13 protein-coding genes are annotated in these 16,791 nt (G+C 50.9%); 8 read left to right on the top strand and 5 right to left on the bottom strand.

Annotation, left to right across the window (positions count from 1 at the left end; genetic code table 11):
• Positions 1-14 precede the first annotated feature (14 nt).
• Both bcsA and WG929_RS01415 read right to left on the bottom strand, forming a co-directional pair.
• On the bottom strand, positions 15-2,258 hold the full coding sequence (gene bcsA, locus WG929_RS01420) for a UDP-forming cellulose synthase catalytic subunit (RefSeq protein WP_416204572.1): 2,244 nt from the start codon (positions 2,256-2,258) through the stop codon (positions 15-17).
• A 452-nt stretch (positions 2,259-2,710) separates the two neighbouring features.
• Positions 2,711-3,067 (bottom strand): hypothetical protein, encoded by a 357-nt coding sequence (locus tag WG929_RS01415; protein ID WP_416204571.1) that lies wholly within the window; start codon positions 3,065-3,067, stop codon positions 2,711-2,713.
• A gap of 598 nt (positions 3,068-3,665) precedes the next feature.
• Between WG929_RS01415 and mqo the strand changes: the two genes are divergently transcribed.
• From mqo to WG929_RS01380, 7 genes are all read left to right on the top strand, one after another.
• Positions 3,666-5,147 (top strand): malate dehydrogenase (quinone), encoded by a 1,482-nt coding sequence (gene mqo, locus WG929_RS01410; RefSeq protein ID WP_416204570.1) that lies wholly within the window; start codon positions 3,666-3,668, stop codon positions 5,145-5,147.
• Positions 5,148-5,727: 580 nt separating this feature from the next.
• Complete coding sequence (locus tag WG929_RS01405) at positions 5,728-6,297, top strand: GspH/FimT family pseudopilin (protein WP_416204569.1); 570 nt, start codon at positions 5,728-5,730, stop codon at positions 6,295-6,297.
• 12 nt (positions 6,298-6,309) lie between these two features.
• A complete protein-coding gene (gene pilV / locus WG929_RS01400; RefSeq protein ID WP_416204568.1) occupies positions 6,310-6,816 on the top strand; it encodes a type IV pilus modification protein PilV in 507 nt (168 codons plus the stop codon).
• Between the two features lie 14 nt (positions 6,817-6,830).
• Positions 6,831-7,856 (top strand): PilW family protein, encoded by a 1,026-nt coding sequence (locus tag WG929_RS01395; protein ID WP_416204567.1) that lies wholly within the window; start codon positions 6,831-6,833, stop codon positions 7,854-7,856.
• 45 nt (positions 7,857-7,901) lie between these two features.
• A complete protein-coding gene (locus WG929_RS01390) occupies positions 7,902-8,576 on the top strand; it encodes a pilus assembly PilX family protein (protein WP_416204566.1) in 675 nt (224 codons plus the stop codon).
• Positions 8,577-8,587: 11 nt separating this feature from the next.
• Positions 8,588-11,380: a pilus assembly protein gene (locus WG929_RS01385; RefSeq protein WP_416204565.1), complete on the top strand. Its 2,793-nt coding sequence runs from the start codon at positions 8,588-8,590 to the stop codon at positions 11,378-11,380.
• Positions 11,373-11,798: a type IV pilin protein gene (locus tag WG929_RS01380; protein WP_416204564.1), complete on the top strand. Its 426-nt coding sequence runs from the start codon at positions 11,373-11,375 to the stop codon at positions 11,796-11,798. The genes WG929_RS01385 and WG929_RS01380 overlap by 8 nt, the downstream gene beginning before the upstream one ends.
• 144 nt (positions 11,799-11,942) lie before the next feature.
• Here the strand turns inward: WG929_RS01380 and WG929_RS01375 are convergent, their stop codons facing one another.
• Genes WG929_RS01375 through WG929_RS01365 form a run of 3 tightly spaced genes read right to left on the bottom strand, consistent with a single transcriptional unit; the run spans position 11,943 to position 15,214 of the window.
• Positions 11,943-13,118, bottom strand: a complete 1,176-nt coding sequence (locus tag WG929_RS01375) for a sodium ion-translocating decarboxylase subunit beta (protein WP_416204563.1) — start codon at positions 13,116-13,118, stop codon at positions 11,943-11,945.
• Between the two features lie 15 nt (positions 13,119-13,133).
• Positions 13,134-14,903, bottom strand: coding sequence for a sodium-extruding oxaloacetate decarboxylase subunit alpha (oadA, locus tag WG929_RS01370; protein WP_416204562.1), 1,770 nt, complete (start codon positions 14,901-14,903; stop codon positions 13,134-13,136).
• 59 nt (positions 14,904-14,962) lie between these two features.
• The gene (locus tag WG929_RS01365; protein ID WP_369857256.1) at positions 14,963-15,214 is read right to left on the bottom strand and encodes an OadG family protein; all 252 of its coding nucleotides are present in this window, start codon (positions 15,212-15,214) and stop codon (positions 14,963-14,965) included.
• Positions 15,215-15,582: 368 nt separating this feature from the next.
• On the opposite strand from WG929_RS01365, the gene WG929_RS01360 reads away from it, so the two are divergent.
• Positions 15,583-16,581, top strand: coding sequence for a tRNA dihydrouridine synthase (locus WG929_RS01360; RefSeq protein ID WP_416204561.1), 999 nt, complete (start codon positions 15,583-15,585; stop codon positions 16,579-16,581).
• Positions 16,582-16,791: the final 210 nt, after the last annotated feature.

Genomic DNA, 16,791 nt, shown 5'->3' with positions numbered 1-16,791 from the left:
ACCTACTTTTTTGCCTACTGACTTTCAGCGCCCCGGAGCTTGCGCCTCATGGCCGCCACAAAATCAATCCATAGTTGCCTGAAATGCGCTGCCGAACTGATGGCACCAGAACTGAACAAAAACCAGAGCGTTTCTCTTACCGAGAGGGTCGGCATGCGCGATGCCCGTTCCTTCACCCAGAGCTCGCTATCACCATACACAAGCGCCACCAACTGACGTTTTTGATCCAGATCGTGGAGTTCCATCTTGAGCCCGAGCACCACACTGCCATCCGGTTTGTCCACGGTGGATGTTACCAGCCCAGGCAGATTAACATCTGCTTTCATTGCCACACTGTAGGCACGTACCACAATGTCCACCCCACGCAGGTCAACATCCAGCTTTTGGTACACACTGCCCTTGATACGAACCCCCACACCGCCGGATGACATATCCACGATCGTTGCAGGTACTGACTTGCCATTCACGATCACTCTGGCCGCAATATCAGCCGTTACCCTGGGATCCTGACGGCGCTGTTTTAATTCATACAATGCACCAATGGCACAAACCATCAGCGACAGGTTAAAAGACTCCCAAAACATGGTGATCAGAATCACGTCGCTATCTTGAGGCACAACATGCAAACGGATAAGACCTGCAATCAGAGAGGCAATATTAAAAGCCAGCAACCAGTAAAATGGCCCGGCCAGAGAAGTAATAAAGTTTTCATCCATAAACTCCCCTTTCGGAGTCACAGCAAATTCGGGCGATCGGGGACTTTTAATGACCTCAAGAATCGCTGGCAAAGAATATAACGACTGCATCAATTCATACAATTCGGATACCAACGCCCAACGATAACGCCCGAACAGAAAATCAGTCACAATCAGAGCACCCATCAAGTGTGGCAGTGCATAGGAAAAAAATTCCGTCATATTGGCGTCGTAGATCTTCAGACCGAAAAACAGGTACGCCGACGGTGCAACAAGGAAGGTGGCCCGTGCAAACGGAAAGAACCAGAATCCCGAGCTGCTGGTGTAACAAAGCCGCTGCCAGGGTTTCAAGCCTTTGAAGAAAAGCGGATTTTTCAATATAAAAATCTGCACCATGCCCTGCGCCCAGCGCATTCGCTGCACGACAAAGCCGGAGTAGGTTTCAGGTTGCAGGCCGGCAATCATTGGGCGATTGACATAGGCGCTTCGGTAACCTCTGGCATGCAGCAAAAACGCGGTTTCTGCATCCTCGGTAATGGAGTCCCCGGAAATACCGCCCACTTCCAGCAGGTATTTTCGACGAATCAGTGCAGCGGAGCCGCAGAAGAAAGACGAGTCCCAGAAATCCAGCCCTTCCTGGATCACCCCATAGAACATTTCGTTTTCACCCGGCATCTTGCCGTAGGTTTGAAGGTTCTTTTCAATAGGATCCGGGTTAATAAAAAAGTGTGGGCTTTGTACCAGAAACATTTTCGGATCATCAATCATGATACCGACCATGCGTTCAAGAATATCCTGCGTTGGTACGTGGTCGGCATCAAGAATCAATACATGCTCACCGGTGGTTTTTTCTAGCGCGGCATTTACGTTACCGGCCTTGGCATGATTGTTCTTTTCCCGCGTCAGATACGTCGCACCGATACGTTCACACATGGCTTTAAGCGTATCGTGACGTTCCTGCGAACTGCGCGCCCGTTCCGGGTCATCCGAATTCCGACGCCCCAACGTACCGCCATCGTCCAGCAGGCAGACATTCAGTTTGTCCTGGGGGTAATTAACCTGCAAGGCAGCCAGCAAGGTAATTTCCAGCATTTCCTGAGGCTCATTATAACTGGGAACAAAAATATCAACGGTCGGTATCTTGTCCGGATCGTCCGGCAACGGAATATGTTCTCGCTTACGCCCCTGGATATTTACAAAACTACCCAAAAAAGAAATAATAATACCGTATATCTCAGCCATAAAAAGAATCAGCATGCAGATAAAACTGAGCAAATCATAATAGGTAATCGTTTCTTGCTGACGCCAGGCGAAATAGCGCATGGAAACAAAGAATGCGGTAATCAGAATAAGAATCCGCAGCAGTCGGCGAGTTTCAATGGAGCCGTTATTTTGCATGACTCTGTTTTCGAACATCCGCAGAATAATGACAACGCCAACCAGACCGTAAGCCAAAATCGCCTGGGACGTTACATCCACACGTAACTGGGACACGTACAGACTGAGCAGGACAGCCAGCAAGCCTACCCCACCCAGCAACCATCCTCGTAAACGATCCGACAAATCGATCCCCTTTATCCCTCGAATGACCCTTCCAGGCACTGTTACCAGTAGCCAGAATCAAACATTTTTTGCCTCGAAATTGGCCATTGAATTTACAGTTTTTAACACACTCATACGACAAAATAGAACAGAGACATGACAATTGCAAAGTAACACGCACCAAAACAGTCGAATGCCAAGTCACTTATATTATGGATCGCTGTAAATTCAATCTGCGATGCGCGCGCATACTAACAAAAAGTTAAAGCACACCAGAATGCTACAGCAGGGTTTATCTGCAAAAATACCCGCAAACCATCCCAAAGTGGTCAGAAACCCGAAAACAGAAGTCAAGCTTGGGATCTCCCAAATACCTGAACTTACGGGCCAGAAGCCTCACTGCGAAGGATCCGTATTGCCCTTCCTGTTGATTCAGAATGACAGCGTCAATCCATCCAGTTACGTTACGCAGGTCACGGCAAGATAAAACCGACCAGGCTGGCATACTTTTCCGGCACCAGAAAGCTGAACTCCTGCCCATACTCCTGCAATAACACTGCCATCCAACGACGCGACGCTGTCGTACGCTCAAACACAATCTTCGTCCGGCCATGTTGCTCCTCCAGCCGATAACCCTCCAGACTGACCAGCAATGGCTCCGATTCCCCTTCCAGCAACAACGTCACCTGGATGCTTCGTTGCTGCTTGTCCAGCTCAACATGTTCTACGGTTCCGGCACCTGCCAGTTTTTTCTCGATCAGGGCAGTCAAGCCCTTGTTAATCATGCTGCCAAACACGCCGCTATCACTCCATCCAAAAGCAGACATCATACCTCATGCAGAAAGCATTAGACTCGCAATAACTGCCCGATTAGCCGTGAGCACCTGCAGGGATTTCCAATTGCCTTCCTGCATCCAAGCCAGACGTCGCCGACCAGTCCAAGCAACCGACTCCGGCAACCATTTCTAACAAGCCAAGCGGCCAGTTCAAACCAAAATAATCAGCGTTTGCAAACACCAGCAGATGAAACACTCGGTTGCAGCAGTGCTGCCACAGCACTGCAACATTTGTCTCGTTTAGAGGTATGATTGTAAAAATCAATTATCTGACATCTGGAGTGTTCCAGAGCGAGCCGTGCAGCATGCTCCCCCTAGGTTAGCGACGAGTTCCCAAACCCGTGCGGTCTACCGGGATTAAACCAGCAGCAATATACATTAGTAGCAGTCTTCCAGAGGACAGTTGTACGGATTCCACAGTCTGTGTATAAAGCCCCGGCTCTGCATCAACTTACCCGACCACCTGTATAACTGTCATAGTTGTATGATTTGGGACGGCAGGCCACAAGCCTGGAAGTTGATCGCGACAGGAAGATTCGGTGTGGCCCGGCTTCCTGATAAAACGACTTTCTGATCAAAAGGCGAAATCGTAATGACTACACAACAGGTCGATGTACTCCTGGTTGGCGGAGGAGTAATGAGTGCGACCCTGGGTACGCTGCTGAACAAGCTCGATCCGGCGCTCAAACTCACAATGGTAGAACGTTTGGATCATGTTGCTCACGAGAGCACCGATGGATGGAACAACGCAGGCACCGGTCACGCTGGCTACTGTGAACTCAATTACACGGCGGAAGATGACAGCGGTAACATCAGCATCGACCGGGCATTAACCATCAATGCCAATTTCGAAATATCCCTCCAACTCTGGAGCTATCTGGTCGAGACAGGAGATCTTCCACAACCCGACCAGTTTATTAATGCCACGCCTCATATGAGCTTTGTCTGGGGTGAGAAAAACGTTGCCTTTCTGCGCCAGCGTGCGGAAAAGATGTCCGCACACCACCTCTTCAAAGACATGGAATTCAGCGAAGACCCGGAAGTACTCAAACAGTGGATGCCATTGGTGATGGGTGGCCGAGACCCCAATGAAAAGGTGGCTGCTACCCGTACCTCCTACGGTTCCGATGTCGATTTCGGCTCACTAACGCGCAACCTGGTTGGGCATTTGGAACAGCAAGAGAATTTTGATCTGCTGTTGAATCATGAAGTCATTGATTTCGAGCGCCACCAACAGCAGAAACGCTGGACGGTCACGCTGCGGGATCGCCTGTCTGGCAAAACCAAAACAGTGAATACCGGCTTTGTTTTCCTCGGTGCTGGCGGCGGCTCACTGCCCCTGTTGCAAGCGTCCGGTATAGAAGAAGCCGAAGGTTATGGCGGTTTCCCTGTCAGCGGTCAGTGGCTGGTATGCAAGGATGAAAAAATCGTCTCGCAGCACCATGCCAAGGTATATGGCAAAGCCCCCATTGGTGCACCTCCCATGTCGGTTCCACACCTGGATACTCGTATTATCAACGGTGAACCAGCCTTGCTGTTCGGCCCCTACGCCGGCTTTACCACCAAATTTCTGAAATCTGGCTCCAAGTTGGATTTGCTCAAATCGGTCAGCACCGACAACCTGTTCCCGATGATATCGGTGGGCATGAACAATATGGATCTGACCAAATATCTGATCAGTGAAGTCATGCAATCCCACGATGACCGGGTAGAAACACTGCGGGGTTACTTCCCTGACTGCAAGTCCAGTGACTGGACTCTGGCCCATGCCGGGCAACGAGTTCAAGTCATCAAGAAAGACGCCAAGGGCAAGGGCAAGCTGGAATTTGGCACCGAACTGGTCGCCGCTGCCGATGGCTCATTAGCCGCCCTGCTCGGTGCCTCTCCAGGGGCATCCGTCGCAGCCCATGCCATGCTGGAAGTATTGGACAAATGCTTCGCAGAAAAAATGACGGGGGAATGGCAGCAAGGTTTAAAAACCATGATCCCATCCTACGGCGAGTCACTGATAGAGAACAGCGAACTGCTTGGGCGCGTTCGTGAGCACACGCTGAGCACGCTGAAACTGAAATAATAACAGCCGAACTTCTCTTCTTTTAAAAAGCACCGTAACGGTGCTTTTTTTTTGCAATTTTCTTTCTTTTTTAACCATCCCAAAGACGCCATCAGGATCAGCCGATTTATTACTTCTGCAGAACAAAATCAATGAGTTACATCAAGTATTCCAACGGTATCCCCTCTTGCCAGACAGCCTTTCTTTCGCGATAAAACAAGCCGGATACCAGCAACAATTCGCTCCACTCATCCCAAATTCGGCACCGCTTATCACTTCATTCAAAGAAATTATTTTTTTACATAACCATCAGATATTGACGAACAATGCAGCAGAGCACACAAACCCATACTTTGGCATCAGATCTTTACGTGATCCATCGGTCAAACTTAAAAAGAGCCAGTTGCTGGAATTAAGCGTCTACTATCAACGTCAAGATACGTCATCAAATACACTTAACAAGGCCATTATCGGCTCATAAGTGAACCAAGTAGTCTGTTTGCAAGCGACAAAAACAGATGTCATATTCGACCATTATCAGCCACTTCACTTATGGTGTAGCAAGCACACAGGCTGAATGGTTTAAAAAGGAGCCTGAACCATGTTGTTGTCTTTATATCGTCCGCCCATCCGGTTGGCGCCCGTCCGCCCCCTGTCTGGTTTTACCCTGATCGAGCTGATGGTCACTATCGCTATATTTGGCATCATCATGTTTGCCGCAGCCCCTTCCCTCAGCAGCTTTCTGAGCCGCTCCGAACTGACTGCGGAAGCCAACCGTTTTATGGGCGCACTGGTTTTCGCCCGCACCGAAGCGGTCAAACGCAATACCAATGTGGTGCTATGCCCCAGCAAAGACCAGACAAGTTGCAACTCCAGCAACTGGGCCGATGGCTGGATCACCTTTCAGGACACCGATGGCAGCGGCACGCTGGCGGCGGATAGCAGCGAAGAAGTCATCAAGTACGCAGACGCCGCATCCAGCGTCAATATCTACCCGGATTCAGAATTTGCCGCAGCGATCCGCTACAAGGCCGACGGCAATATCACTAACAACCCTGGCAAGGTCGTTATTTGCTCCGAACAAGCACCCGCTGCAGTCAACGCCCGCGAAGTCGGCATCGCGTCTGGTGGGCGCACCAGCATCACCGCCACCCAAAAAAGCGACTGCTGACGGAGACCTTTCATGTATCCAATAACTCATTCCGCTCAAACAGCAAAAGCACCACAAGGGCAGTCCGGCTTTGGCCTGGTTGAAGTACTGGTCTCCATTGTGATTGTTTCGATCGGCTTGCTCGGCCTGGCGGGCTTACAAACCCGTGCCCTGCAAGAAAATAACGCAGCGTATCTACGCTCGCAGGCCAGCATTCTGGTCTACGACATGTTCGAACGCCTGCGCTCTAACAGCAAATATGCTGCGACCAATAACTACAACACCGCAACAGCCACAACAGCCACAACAACGGACGACGGGCTAGCAGCGACTGATCTGAAAGACTGGCAAAGCGAAATCACACGCACCCTCCCCAGTGGCAAAGGTGTTGTCTCCTGTTCTACTAATGCGATTACCGCAGTCACCATGTGCGACGTTACCATCAGCTGGTACGATCTGTCTGTTACCGAGGATCTCGACGACGATGGCGATATTGAAGATGACCGCACTCTCAGCATCAACATGGTTGCCGTCTTATGAGCAATAGAAAGGTAATGTCCGCTCAATCCCGTGGCTTCTCACTGATCGAACTCATGATCGTTCTGGCGCTGGATGCAGTGATTATTGCTGGCGTTTTTTCGGTATTCCAGAGTAATCAGAGCGTCTATCGTACCAATGATGCCATGGCCCGATTACAAGAAAATGTCCGCATTTCTTACGACTACCTGTCCAGAGAGATCCGCATGGCGGGTTCCGGCTATTCCTGCCTCAGCAGTATTGATGCAATGTATAACATGCTCAAAGATGCCACAGGTTTTGACCAGCAGTTCGGCACCATCGTGCAGGGTTATGACAATGGCAACAGCCTGCCAACGGAAATTTCTACCGACGTCAAAACAGGAACCGATGTGTTGGTGGTTCGCGGTTCCTACGGCACCGGCTCCAAGCTCGAAGGCACCATGAATAACAATTCTGCCGTACTGCGCACCACGGTAATGGATCCAGCACCCTTCGGGGGCAGCGATATTGTTGTGATCACCGATTGCCGGACAGCCTCTATCTTTCAAGTGACACACTATACCGAGAGCAATGGCACCACCGTACACAACACCGGTAACAGCACCACCCCAGGCAATGCCACCAAGAATTTTCCTTACGCCTACTCTGCCGGTGCCTCCGTGATCAAGGTACGCACTACCAGTTATTACGTCGGAACCAACGACGACGGCAATAGCGCCCTGTTTGTACGCAACACCGATGCAGGCAGCGCGGAAACCCATGAAATAGTCGAAGGCATTACCGATATGCAACTGGAGTACGCCGTAGACACCAATAGTGACGGATACCCCGATGAATACAAAACAGCCGCCGCCATCACGGCAGGCGAGTGGGATCAGGTCATTAGCGTACGCGTCAGCCTGCTGGCCGAAAGCCTCGAAGACAACATCACCGACTCCAAGACCCCTTATCAGTTTTATCAGCGCGAGACCGACGGCACCCTGACAGAAATAACCCCCACAGACCGAAAAATTCGCCGCAGTAGCAGTTTCGTCGTCGCGATTCGCGGTCGCTTGCAGTAACAGATGAAGCAATACACCCGACCAGAGCAACAGAGGCATAGCAACATGTCATTCCACAAGGCAGTGGCCCTTCGGCAGCAAGCAACAGCAACAGCGCTCGCATCCCACCAAAGCGGATCCGCGCTTATCGTCAGCATTATTGTCCTGCTGGTACTCACCGTTGCCGGTATTTCGGCGGTGCAATCAACCACTCTCGAAATTCGTATGGCGTCGAACAACGAAGATCGTAACCGGGCCTTCCAGGCGGCAGAATATACGCTGGATCAAGCCAAAGCCTACGTTCTCGCCCTGGTAGAACAAAACAAGATTGCCGACACCTTCGGCGTCAACAAGGGCATGTACAAAACCCTGACGGTTTCAGACGGCAGCGGTGGCGGGCAAGGAACTGATAACTGCGACACCTCCACTCCCTGGCTGGCAAAAAGTGCCAAATGGAACGATGACGACTCCGTCAGTCTGTACAGCTACAACAGTGACACTAAAACCGCACTGGCGGCTCTGAAGCTAGCCAAGTCACCCCGCTTTATGATCGGTTACGACAACGACACCGACACATCCAGCCTGTGCTACACCAATGCCGATGCCGAGGGCTATTCCAACAGCCTTGGCAGCACTGGTGCAGCGCGCCAGACCGACCGCTTTACCATCACCGTTGCAGGCTACGGCTCCCAACCCACCACCCGCGTGCGCTTACAAGCCGTATACAGCGTTTTGCACTAGGAGGTTTATTGATGAAACCGCTTCGATATCTTGCTCACCTGATTGTACTGGCTGCGTTTACTCACCAGACCCTGGCGGGTGCCTGTGATCCGGTCACCTCGACCTCGCTGGAGGCCGGTGCCTTTGCTGTATTGAAAGACGGAACCGTCAGCATAGGCAGCAGCGGGGATTCAAAAACCTGTCAGGTGACCTTTTCTGGAAGTTCAACGGTCAACGTAGGCAGCAGTAATCTCTACCAGGGAGACCCGACTAAAACAGATTGTGGGCTAACAGCCAGTGATACAACGCTGGATCCTCTGACCCTGCCCACTTTTTTAACAACATCCAGTTCTGCCATTTTCAGATATAAAAACGATGGCGATACCTTTCAATATCCCAGTAACTGGTATCGCTACAATAGTAGTCAAAAGCTATTTTGTGTTAATGGTAGCTCTCCTTGTACCACCGATATTGGCTACAACACTGCTGATAGCGATCTGGGCAACTTTCTTCTCAGCATCCAGAAAAGTGGCAATACCTACACCGCAACATTCGATAATCGCTTGGGCAGTGAATGGCAGGAAATAGAAGGAGGAACAGGCAGCAAAGGAGAAATGTACTTTAACTATTACGTCGATCCTGACCCCACAATACCTGAACTTCCCTACCGTATCAGCTATCTGAATATATCTAACACCGACGTGGTCTACTTTGAACCCGGCACCTACTATATCAATAAAATGACCCTGACTGACCGAGTGACCATCAAGGTTGCCATGACAGAAACAAACGGTGATAAAGCAGGTGATGGCAGCGGGGTCGTAAAATTGCACCTGTATGATGGTACATCCTTCAAAGGTAATGGTTCCTGCATCAATATCGCCGGTTGCGAGAATGGCAATGCCAGCGCCCGTGATACCACGCAATATCCGGAACGCCTGCAAATATGGGTGCACAACGGTGATCTGACAATAAATGACCAGGCGCAAATCGCCGCTGGTATTTATGTTGCCAATGGCACACTTGAGATCAAGGCAAATTCCCAAACCGCCTTTATTGGCGAAGCACTCGCGGCAAACATCCAGGTCGGCAACAGCTCAGGAGTAGAATACGCCTATCAGGACACAGGAATGTTCACCGACCTGTACACGGCTGCCGCTGTCGATGTGACACCAAACGACGGCATCTACAGCCTCGCGGCTCCAGCGGTCACTAGCTCCGCTAATTACGGCGACTTGACCTATATCCCCTATCAGACCGATGACACCTCCGATGCCGTCACAGGCGGTAGCGGTATTACCGGCCACTTGATGGCATTCAAACTAACCACCAGTGGCACCAGTAGCACAGCCACCTGGGATGCCAACAACAAAATGACAACCTCTCTGCGCGAAGAGCGCCTCTGGTCAACGGATGCTTCTGGCACACTGGTGAAATTTAAAAACCTGGATGACGCCGCCTTTGGAACACTCGGTACATTGAGTACCGCTCAGATCAAAAGCTACACCATCACACCTGACTATGCTGGTGGTACTTACCTCGGCAACCGGGATTCTTCCGCCTGGATCGGTGCACCTTACATCACCCAACCCGTCATTCTGGATGATCTGGTGATTTTTCAGACAGATGACGGTTTTATCTACGCCGTTGACCGCAGTGACGACGTCAATACTGGCGGACAATTAAAATGGGGGTTTATGCCCCGACCATTGGTTACCGACCTGGATGACTACACAACCTTTTATACCCAGCACACAATGGAAGGACAAATTGCAACCATTGGCGATAACATCATTGTTGGTTCTGCCAAAGGCGGTGCCATGCACTATGCCTTGAAACTAACATCCGCTGGTGATCTGGACAGCGTGCTCTGGGTGGAAGAAAGCAGCGGCGACAACCCTCATCGCCCGGTAACCTTCACCAGCAACAACAAGCAATACGCCATGTACATCACCAATAACACCGATCTGGTGGTAAGGGAGCTGACATCTGGCTCAAGTAAAACCGTTTACGATTTATCAAGTAAAACCAGCAAGGCTACCACCGCACCACTGGCTTACCAGTACTTCGCAGTCAGCGGCAGCAGCAATTTGGAAAATCTTGAAGTCTCTTTTGGCGATAACCAGGGCAACGTCTATAGCGCAGTGCTGATCGACAGTGGCTCGATGAAAGGCAGCTTGTCCTGGAAGCTGACAGGGAACATAGGCACCTCATCTACGGTGCAGAAAAACGTACTCTGGTTACAGTCGGCTACTCTCAGAGGCGAGGACTACATGGTGGCTCAAACCACAGAACGCTTAAAAGTCTTTCGCTTGCCCGCTTCCGAAACCAGTTGGCGACCCGACTGGATCAGTATGATCGGTGAATCCGGCTCTTGGAACGACGCCGGCACCACCTACACCAAAGAGACCGACCATAGCTCCAACTACGAACATATTCAGCTACTGGAATCCGACGTCACCATTACGGATCAGGTAGAAATTGCCGCCAGCGTGATCTTCTTGCCACTGCAACGAGATACCGAAGCCAGCTGTGATGCCTACTATTATCTGTATTCCCTCGACACTGGACTGTTTCCGACCAACGTTTTGCACCGTAATGCATCGGTGGATGGCAGCAACGTCAAAATTGGCACCGGCAAAGCATTCACACCCGCCGTCATTTCCATTGGTGGCACGCCTACCCTGCAAGGCCATAGCGAAGAAAACACATCCCAGAGCACGACCACCGGAGAGACAATCACCAATCTCGGGCTCGATAACCCATTTACATTTACCACTGGCGACCAGGGCTGGTCTGGTTGGAGGGAACTGCTTGATGAATAACCTGAGTCCACGGCGCACTGCAGCGCGGGGCGTCACTCTGATCGAGCTGATGGTGACCATCGCGATTATTGGCATCCTGTTTGCTATCGGCATTCCGAGTTACCGCAATTACGTGATCAAGACCAACCGAAATGCCGCCACCTCCTGTTTACTGGAAATATCCCAGACACTGGAAAAACGGTATGCAGCGGCCACCAAATACAGTGGTGCTACGCTAAAAAACAGCTGCATCGACGACGTCAGTGATAGCTATAGCATCAGCTCAACCCTGGGCACTCACACCTACACATTAAAAGCGACTCCCACTGCCAGCCAGACTGACTGGGCCTGCGGCATCCTGACCTATAACGAGGCTGGCAACAAAGGCCTGGAAACCTATAACAGCCTGAAAGGCACCAATGATATCTGCTGGTATTGACCCCAAGGGTACTAAAAGACTGCATGACAGGGATTTTGTACCACTGCCTGCAAGACCATGTAAGCGGTTATCCATCACCCATAAAAAACGGCGCCGAAGCGCCGTTTTTTATGGGTGTAAACACATCAACATAACGCTGGTCTGTTAAGCACCAAAGTAACTGATCATCACACCAGCAGCCACCGCAGAACCGATAACACCGGCAACGTTGGGGCCCATGGCATGCATCAACAGGAAGTTCTGAGGGTTGGCATCCAGACCGACCTTGTTGGACACTCGCGCAGCCATAGGTACAGCGGAGACACCCGCAGAGCCAATCAGGGGGTTGATCGGATCTTTCGATAACTTGTTCATGACTTTCGCCATCAGTACACCCGTTGCCGTACCAACACAAAATGCCAGCATGCCCAGGATCAGAATGCTCAGGGTGTCAAAGTTCAGGAACTTGTCTGAACTCATTTTCGACCCGACACCCAGCCCGAGGAAAATAGTCACCACGTTGATCAATGCGTTCTGGGCAGTATCACTCAGACGATCGACCACACCGGATTCCTTCATCAGGTTACCGAAACAGAACATCCCCAGCAGCGGTGCAGCAGAAGGCAGCAACAGAGCCACCAGCACCAGCAAAGTAATCGGGAAGATAATCTTCTCGGCCTTGCTGACGGTACGCAATTGCACCATCTGAATCTTGCGTTCTTCAACGGACGTCAGTGCTTTCATAATCGGCGGCTGGATCATCGGCACCAGTGCCATATAGGAATATGCCGCGACTGCAATTGCACCCAGCAGTTCTGGTGCCAGCTTCGATGCAATAAAGATCGAAGTCGGACCATCTGCACCACCAATAATCCCGATGGCGGAGGCTTGCTGCAGGGTGAAATCCATCACACCAATGTCAGTAAAGAAAGCGGCACCAAACAGAGTGCCGAAAATACCAAACTGCGCCGCTGCGCCGAGCAACAGGGTTTTCGGGTTAGCCAGCAACGGACCAAAATCCGTCATAGCGCCCACGCCCATAAAGATCAGCAACGGAAACAGTCCGGTTTCAATCCCGGCATGGTAAATGTAGTACAGCAATCCAGCAGGTGAATCGAGGTGGCCATGGGCATCAAATACCGGACCGGCATAAAAACCGGCACCGGGAATATTGACGAAAATAGTACCCACCGCGATAGGCAGCAGCAGCAGTGGTTCAAACTGAAACTTTGGATGTATGGCCAGAAACAGCAACAAACAGCCAATCAGGATCATTGCACCCTGACCGGTTTCCATTTGGTACAAACCGCTGTCATGCCACAGGTTAATCAGGCTTTCCATTCAGGCACTCCTTCCTTACGCGAGGTTGTACAGAGTGTCGCCCACTTTCACTGACACACCTTCTTTGGCTGAGACACCGGTTACCGTACCCGTGCGTGGAGCACGTACTTCGGTTTCCATCTTCATGGCTTCAAGAATCACGACAACATCACCTTCATCAACCTGATCGCCAGTTTCAACCAGTACTTTCCAGACGTTACCAGCCAAAGGAGCACACACCGGATCACCATCACCCGCCGCCACTACGTCACCGTCAGCTGCTGCCGAAGAACCGCCCATGCTCAGCGGAGCACCGTTGACAGAAGCCAGATGCGTAACGTCACCGCCATCGTCCACTTTCACCACATAATCGTTACCATCAACGGAAATGGTGAAGGTATCTTCAGCGTCGCCTTTCGGAGCAGGTTCGAATGCGTCGGGATTGCCGCGATTTTCCAGGAATTTCGGCGCAATCTGCGGGAACATGGCATAGGTCAGGGCGTCATCAATCTTGTCTGCTGCCAGCGTAATGCCTTTTTCAGCCGCCAGCTTGTCGACATTGGCAATCACCTTGTCCATTTCGTTTTCGATCAGATCCGCAGGTCGACAGGTAATCACTTCCTTGCCATCCAGAACTTTGGCTTGCAATTCGGCGTTCATCGGTGCAGGAGCGGCACCGTACTCGCCTTTCAGAATGCCCTGGGTTTCTTTCGAGATTGACTTGTAACGTTCACCCGTCAACACATTCAAAACAGCCTGGGTTCCGACAATCTGGGACGTTGGTGTCACCAGAGGAATAAAGCCCAGATCTTCACGTACCCGTGGAATTTCGGCCAGTACTTCATCGAACTTATCGGAAGCCCCTTGTTCACGCAGCTGGTTTTCCATATTGGTCAGCATGCCGCCAGGAACCTGAGCCACCAAAATACGGGAATCAGTGCCCTTGAGCGCACCTTCAAACTTCGAGTATTTTTTACGCACAGCCCGGAAATAAGCGGCAATTTCTTCCAGCAACAACAGGTCGATACCGGTATCACGCTCAGTGCCAGCCAATGCCGCTACAACGGATTCTGTCGCGGTATGACCATAGGTCATGGACATTGATGATATGGCAGTATCAACACGGTCAATACCCGCTTCAACCGCTTTCAGGATCGTCATGTCAGACAACCCCGAAGTGGCATGAGCGTGTAACTGAACTTCCAGATCCGTCTGGGCCTTCAATTTGCTCACCAGCTCAAAAGCCACATAAGGCGTCAGTACACCGGCCATATCCTTGATGGCGATGGAGTCTGCACCCATGTCCTCAATCTTTTTGGCAAGGCTGACCCATGATTCCATGGTATGCACCGGGCTGGTCGTGTACGACAGGGTGCCCTGAGCGTGTTTACCCTGCTTTTTAACGGCCTTGAGTGCTGTTTCCAGATTGCGTGGGTCATTCATCGCATCAAAGACACGAAATACATCCACACCGTTGGTCGCTGCACGCTCAACAAACTTCTCCACCACATCATCCGCATAATGGCGATAACCCAGCAGGTTTTGGCCACGTAGCAACATCTGATGGGGCGTTTTGGGCATTGCTTTCTTGAATTCGCGAATACGATCCCAGGGGTCTTCTCCCAGAAAACGGATACAAGAGTCAAATGTCGCACCACCCCAGGATTCCAGCGACCAGTAACCCACCTGATCGAGTTTTTCAGCAATCGGCAGCATATCGTCGATACGCATGCGAGTTGCCAGAATGGATTGGTGCGCGTCGCGCAATACGACGTCGGTAATTCCGAGTTTTTTAGAATCGGTCATGGGTGATGGCCTTTTCTTCCGATAACGTTGTTAACGTTTTGGTTATTATGATTCGTACACTACTTTTGGCGCGCACGATGTTCCTTGACCGCAGCTGAAAGTACTTTCAACAGTTGCGGATCTACTCCCTGAGGTTGAGACCGTTTCTTTTTTGCCGCTACCGGCACGATCACTTCCTCTGGAGCATACTTGTTTACCAGCTTGGACATGAATCCGGTAACGAATACCAGCATCGTCAAGAAGACAAATACCGTACCCATACCAAAAACCATCAATTCCAAACCTTGCGTGACGAGTCCTGGCTCAGACATGCAAGCGGCTCCTTTTTAGTAATAATTTTTACGAACAGCGAGTATTTCCCCACCAATATTCACCGGCATAACCCATGTTTATAACGGGGAAAAACCGGATAAGACTACTTTAAAAGGGCTAACTCTTTCAACTGTGCCAGATCAAGGCGAATTACTGGCAACCTCCAAACAGGGTCTCCAAGCTACTGAAACCAGTAGTATTTCTGAAACTTATATCAACTATAGCTTAAGCAAATAGTCCTATTGACGCATTTGACCGGGATATACGGCCAAAGTGGAAGGCAAAATACTTGACCTCAACACCATATAATGCTCAATTTCCGCGCCTGATTTCGTCTACACGCTTTTTCGTCTCTGCGAGCGCTCCCATGTTGCCATTTGACCCCAACAGTTCTCTTTATATTGCACTAGCGCCCATGGAGGGATTAATGGATTTCCATTTACGGGAGATACTGACCGCCGTCGGGGGAATTGACCATTGTGTTACCGAATTTATTCGCATCAGCCAAACGGTATTACCCAATCGCGTATTTTTAAAATATTGCCCGGAGCTGGCACAAGGCGGCAAAACCCTGGCAGGAACGCCGGTGCATATTCAATTATTAGGCAGCGATCCGGAGCTGATGGCAGCCAATGCGGCACGGGTTGCCGCACTGGGTGCACCGGCAATTGATCTCAATTTTGGCTGCCCGGCCAAAACCGTCAACCGCAGCCAGGGCGGCGCTGTGCTGTTGCAACACACTGAGCGCCTATATGCCATCACCAAGGCCGTCCGCAACGCTGTGCCTGCCCACATTCCGGTCAGTGCCAAAATGCGTCTCGGCTACACCGATAAAGCGCTGGCGCTCGACAATGCCCAGGCTCTGGCCGCTGCCGGAATCCAGTGGCTCACAGTACATGCCCGCACCAAAACGGAAGGCTACAAGCCCCCGGCATGGTGGGAGTGGATCGCCAACATCAAACAGGTTGTCGATATTCCGGTACTGGCCAACGGTGAAATCTGGACACCCGACCAGGCGGCAGCATGCCAACACCAGAGTCAGTCACGCCTGTTAATGATTGGTCGCGGCCTGGTCGCAAAACCCGATCTGGGTCTGCAGATTCGTGCGCAACAGCAAGGCTTGTTTCATCAAAAGTTAGCCTGGCAAGACTATCTGGCGTTGTTTTACCAACTCGCAGAACGACTTGAGCATCTGGAAGACAAACAACTCACTGACCGCATGAAACAGTGGCTGCATTATTTTTCGCTGCATTCCACAGAAATGGAAAGCGTCTTTCAGGCGGTCAAACGTCATCGCAGTCGCCACGACTTTTTTGCGGCACTGGAATCCATAGGCCAGACCATCAAGCTGCAACCGACTGTCTGAAGTTCCAGCCCTCCTGTTCAGACCTTATAGCATCTGACCATGGACTCAATAAAAACAATCGAATTCTAAAATCAAATACAAGATAGCTATTATTACTATGCAAGATGAGGTGAGTAGCCGATCGGTTGCTGGTCGATCAAACAAACCGGTTTCCTGGCGGTTGATCAGCACAGACTGGCAGTGATCAGGTGAGAGAGGAAACAAGCGTCC

The organism is Oceanobacter antarcticus (assembly GCF_044962685.1).
GTDB lineage: Bacteria > Pseudomonadota > Gammaproteobacteria > Pseudomonadales > Oceanobacteraceae > Oceanobacter > Oceanobacter antarcticus.
Note: the sequence above shows the minus strand (reverse complement) of the source record. Positions and strands in the feature narration are given on the sequence as shown.

What these genes read in the sequence shown, in the direction of transcription:
- WG929_RS01415 (WP_416204571.1), bottom strand. Translation starts at nt 3,067, where the DNA reads ATGATGTCTGCTTTTGGATGGAGTGATAGCGGCGTGTTTGGCAGCATG.
- mqo (WP_416204570.1), top strand. Translation starts at nt 3,666, where the DNA reads ATGACTACACAACAGGTCGATGTACTCCTGGTTGGCGGAGGAGTAATG.
- WG929_RS01405 (WP_416204569.1), top strand. Translation starts at nt 5,728, where the DNA reads ATGTTGTTGTCTTTATATCGTCCGCCCATCCGGTTGGCGCCCGTCCGC.
- pilV (WP_416204568.1), top strand. Translation starts at nt 6,310, where the DNA reads ATGTATCCAATAACTCATTCCGCTCAAACAGCAAAAGCACCACAAGGG.
- WG929_RS01395 (WP_416204567.1), top strand. Translation starts at nt 6,831, where the DNA reads ATGTCCGCTCAATCCCGTGGCTTCTCACTGATCGAACTCATGATCGTT.
- WG929_RS01390 (WP_416204566.1), top strand. Translation starts at nt 7,902, where the DNA reads ATGTCATTCCACAAGGCAGTGGCCCTTCGGCAGCAAGCAACAGCAACA.
- WG929_RS01385 (WP_416204565.1), top strand. Translation starts at nt 8,588, where the DNA reads ATGAAACCGCTTCGATATCTTGCTCACCTGATTGTACTGGCTGCGTTT.
- WG929_RS01380 (WP_416204564.1), top strand. Translation starts at nt 11,373, where the DNA reads ATGAATAACCTGAGTCCACGGCGCACTGCAGCGCGGGGCGTCACTCTG.
- WG929_RS01375 (WP_416204563.1), bottom strand. Translation starts at nt 13,118, where the DNA reads ATGGAAAGCCTGATTAACCTGTGGCATGACAGCGGTTTGTACCAAATG.
- oadA (WP_416204562.1), bottom strand. Translation starts at nt 14,903, where the DNA reads ATGACCGATTCTAAAAAACTCGGAATTACCGACGTCGTATTGCGCGAC.
- WG929_RS01365 (WP_369857256.1), bottom strand. Translation starts at nt 15,214, where the DNA reads ATGTCTGAGCCAGGACTCGTCACGCAAGGTTTGGAATTGATGGTTTTT.
- WG929_RS01360 (WP_416204561.1), top strand. Translation starts at nt 15,583, where the DNA reads ATGTTGCCATTTGACCCCAACAGTTCTCTTTATATTGCACTAGCGCCC.